Consider the following 3,915-nt stretch of genomic DNA (forward strand, 5'->3'; position numbering starts at 1 on the left):
TATTAGGCTGATGTTTTTTTGCGTTATAAAAAAAATTTAAGAGCTGGTTTAAGAGGAAAAAATAATTTAGTTCATTCTTTATTCATATTTTAGTTGTAAATTTTAAAGGAAATGTAGATAAAAAAATAGTAAGTGTAAGGAGTAAAGATATGAAAGAAGAAACTAATTCAAATAAAAAAAGTGACTGGAGAAATTTTATCTCTTTAATAAAAAATGCCAATCCTCCTAAATGGTTGTTTGCAATAGGCGTACTATTAAGTGTAGCCACTACTTTAGTCGGGTTACTATTACCTTTGCTTACAAAGAAATTTGTAGATGGTTTTTCATTAGCATCCTTAAGTACAGGACAAATAACGGTTTTTGTAGCAGTACTAATCATACAGGCTATTTCATCAGCAGCTTCTATCTATCTGCTTAGTCGCGTAGGAAATACAGTTGTTGCCAATGTAAGACACCGATTGTGGAAGAAAATGATTGTACTTCCAATATCTTATTTCGATGAGACTCAGAGTGGAGATAATGTTAGTCGAGTTACGAATGATACATCTATTTTAAAGGGATTAATAACAGAACACATAACAAACTTTTTAACAGGAATCATTTCAATTATTGGATCTTTTATATTACTTCTAGTATTAGATTGGAGAATGACATTAGTAACTTTTAGTATTATACCTGTCATTGCACTAATATTTATCCCAATTGGACAACAAATGTCAAAATTATCAAAAGCAACCCAAGATGAGACAGCAAAATTCACATCATTAATAAGCCAAGTTTTTTCAGAAATTAGATTAGTAAAAGTTTCGAATGCAGAAACTACTGAAATTACTAATGGAAATAAGGGCATTAATAATTTATTATCATTCGGTATTAAGGAAGGAAAGTTACACTCTTTCATTGGACCAATTGTTTCTTTTGTATTGATGCTTATTTTAGTAGTTATTATTGGCTATGGTGGAGTCAGAGTCTCATCAGGTGCAATGACTGCAGGGGCTTTAGTGGCTTATATACTTTATTTATTCCAAATTATCTTCCCAGTAACACAAATTACACATTTCTTTACTGAGCTTCAAAAAACAAAAGGTGCTACTGAAAGAATGATCAGTATATTAGAACTTGATGAAGAAGATTATCAAACTGGAAAAGTTGAAGTTGATATGGATTTACCAATTAAGATTAATAAGTTGCATTTTGCATATAAGGAAGAAGAGATGTTAACAAATCTTAATTTTGTGATCCCTCCAGGTAAGGTAACAGCTATTGTAGGGCCAAGTGGAAGTGGAAAGACAACTTTATTTTCACTTATCGAACGATTTTACCTTCCAAAAAATGGAGAAATAACAATTGGAGATAATCCAATTAATAGTTTCAATTTAGAGAGTTGGAGAAAACAAATAGGTTATGTTGCACAAGAAAGTCCGCTAATTGTCGGTACAATTAGAAATAACATTTGTTATGGGATTAAAAGAGAGATATCTGATAAAGAATTGGCTTATGTATCGGGTATGGCATATGTAGATCAATTTGTTAATGATTTACCTGAAGGTTTTAATACAGAGGTTGGAGAAAGAGGTATAAAACTATCTGGTGGGCAAAGACAACGAATAGGTATTGCGAGAGCTTTACTAAGAAACCCTAAATTATTAATGTTGGATGAAGCAACTTCGAATCTCGATAGTAGATCAGAATTAGTTGTTCAAAATGCACTTTCCAATTTAATGAAAGGGAGAACTACTTTAATTATTGCTCATCGTCTTTCAACAGTTATAGATGCGGATCAAATTGTATTTTTAGATAAAGGAAAAATAACTGGTATCGGAACACATGAAGAATTATATAGTAACCATTTAATGTATAGAGAATTTGCAGATCAACAACTAAGAGTAAATAGTGCAGTGTAATTAAATTGAGGGAAGGTGTTTTTATGGCTAGTATTTTAATCGTAGACGATGATCCACATATTAGAAAACTATTAAATGTTTTACTTCGGGATGAGGGCTTTACTGTTTTTGAGGCTACAAATGGAATTGAAGCAATTAGTGTTTTTGAAGATAACAGAATAGATATGTTAATTATAGACATAATGATGCCTAAAATGGATGGGTTCGAGCTTTGTCGAGAAATACGTAATAATTATGATCTTCCAATAATTATGTTAACTGCAAAAGGTGAAACTGAACAGAAAGTTAGAGGGTTTAAATTAGGGACCGACGATTATATCGTAAAACCATTTGAACCAGTCGAATTAGTTGTCCGAGTAAAAGCTTTGTTAAGAAGATCAAAAATATCTTCTTCTAAAATAGTTCAAATAGGAAGTTTAGTAATAGACCACGGTAATTACAAAGTTCTAAATGACAATGAAGTAATCAATATGCCATTGAAAGAGTTAGAGCTTTTATATACTTTAGCAAGCTCTTTAGGTAGGACTTATTCCAGAGAACAATTAATTGAAAACATTTGGGGATTTGATTATGCAGGGGATGAAAGAACTGTAGATGTCCATATAAAGCGTTTGAGGGAAAGATTTCCCGAGAAAGAATTTGGTTTTAAAATTTCTACTGTATGGGGATTAGGGTATCGAATGGAGTTATTGAAATGAAAGTATTAAAAAAAATTAGAGATGTTATAGGAGCTATATTATTATTAACGACTGCAATAACGATAGGAAGCGTAATTGTTCACTATTCTACTATTTACTTTTATGAACATCATCTTACTAATTTATCAGACTTAACGAAACAAATCATAAATACTTTTTTAACTTTTCTATTACTAATGCTCGGAGGAGCTGTATTTGGTAGAATGTTTCATCATCCAAAGCAAATGAAAATGGTAAAAGAAATAATACAGGCAATTAGAAGTATTTCAAGAGGAGAGTTTAACGTATCAGTCGATCTTGAAAAATTCAGGAATGCATTTGGTGGTGAAATAGGACAGATAATAGATAGCTTTAACCATATGGCAAAAAATTTAGATCAAATGGAAAACATGCGGCAAGAGTTTATTTCTAACGTTTCACATGAAATTCAATCGCCTTTAACATCTATTAAAGGTTTTGCTAAAGTATTACAAAATGAGAGTTTACCATTAGAAGAGCGGAAGCAATATTTAAATATAATTGAGTATGAAAGTACAAGACTATCGAAGCTTAGCGATAATCTACTAAAGCTAACTTCACTAGAATCACAAAACCAGCCAATAGAACAGAACAGTTTTTCATTAAATAGCCAACTTATGTACTCATTGTTAAGCTGCGAACCTCAGATATTAGAAAAAAATATCAATATGCATGTTGATCTTGGTAAAATTGATTTTATTGGAGACGAGGCTCTTTTGAATCAGGTTTGGATGAATTTAATTACAAACAGTATAAAGTTTACTTCTAATAATGGTGATATATATATATCTGCTACACAAGATAATGACAAGGTAGTTATACAAATTCAAGATACTGGAATTGGTATTTCTGAAGAAGATCAAGTGCATATATTTGAAAGATTTTATAAAGCAGATAAATCAAGAGACAGAACAACCGGCGGAAATGGATTAGGTTTATCAATCGTAAAGAAAATTGTTGATATGCATAACGGAATAGTATATGTAAAAAGTGAGACCGGTAAAGGGTCATTATTTGTAGTAGAATTACCTGTAACAGCGGGGTAATTGTTTTTCATTATAGTAAATAGCGTTTAGCCAAGTTAACTATTCTTTAGCTATAATGAAAAACATTATCTTTTTTTATTATAAAGTTATTGCAATCATAAAAGAATAATGGTATATTATTAAACGTTGTCACATTAAATGGATAAATGAGGCAAGAAAATAATATAAAAAAGTTGTTGACCAAACAATCTTGGATGTGTTATTATTATATAAGTCGCTAAGAGATGAAGCGACAAAGTGAACTTTGAA

3 protein-coding genes are annotated in these 3,915 nt (G+C 30.8%); all 3 read left to right on the forward strand.

Translation table 11 applies throughout. The features are described from left to right. Positions 1-149 precede the first annotated feature (149 nt). Genes CN946_RS20855 through CN946_RS20865 form a run of 3 tightly spaced genes read left to right on the forward strand, consistent with a single transcriptional unit; the run spans position 150 to position 3,666 of the window. Positions 150-1,904 (forward strand): ABC transporter ATP-binding protein, encoded by a 1,755-nt coding sequence (locus CN946_RS20855; protein WP_098862841.1) that lies wholly within the window; start codon positions 150-152, stop codon positions 1,902-1,904. A 23-nt stretch (positions 1,905-1,927) separates the two neighbouring features. Then, a complete protein-coding gene (locus tag CN946_RS20860; protein WP_098862842.1) occupies positions 1,928-2,602 on the forward strand; it encodes a response regulator transcription factor in 675 nt (224 codons plus the stop codon). Further along, positions 2,599-3,666: a HAMP domain-containing sensor histidine kinase gene (locus tag CN946_RS20865; RefSeq protein ID WP_176547396.1), complete on the forward strand. Its 1,068-nt coding sequence runs from the start codon at positions 2,599-2,601 to the stop codon at positions 3,664-3,666. Before CN946_RS20860 ends, CN946_RS20865 begins: the two co-directional genes overlap by 4 nt. Positions 3,667-3,915: the final 249 nt, after the last annotated feature.

The organism is Bacillus sp. AFS053548 (genome assembly GCF_002575105.1).
GTDB lineage: Bacteria > Bacillota > Bacilli > Bacillales > Bacillaceae_G > Gottfriedia.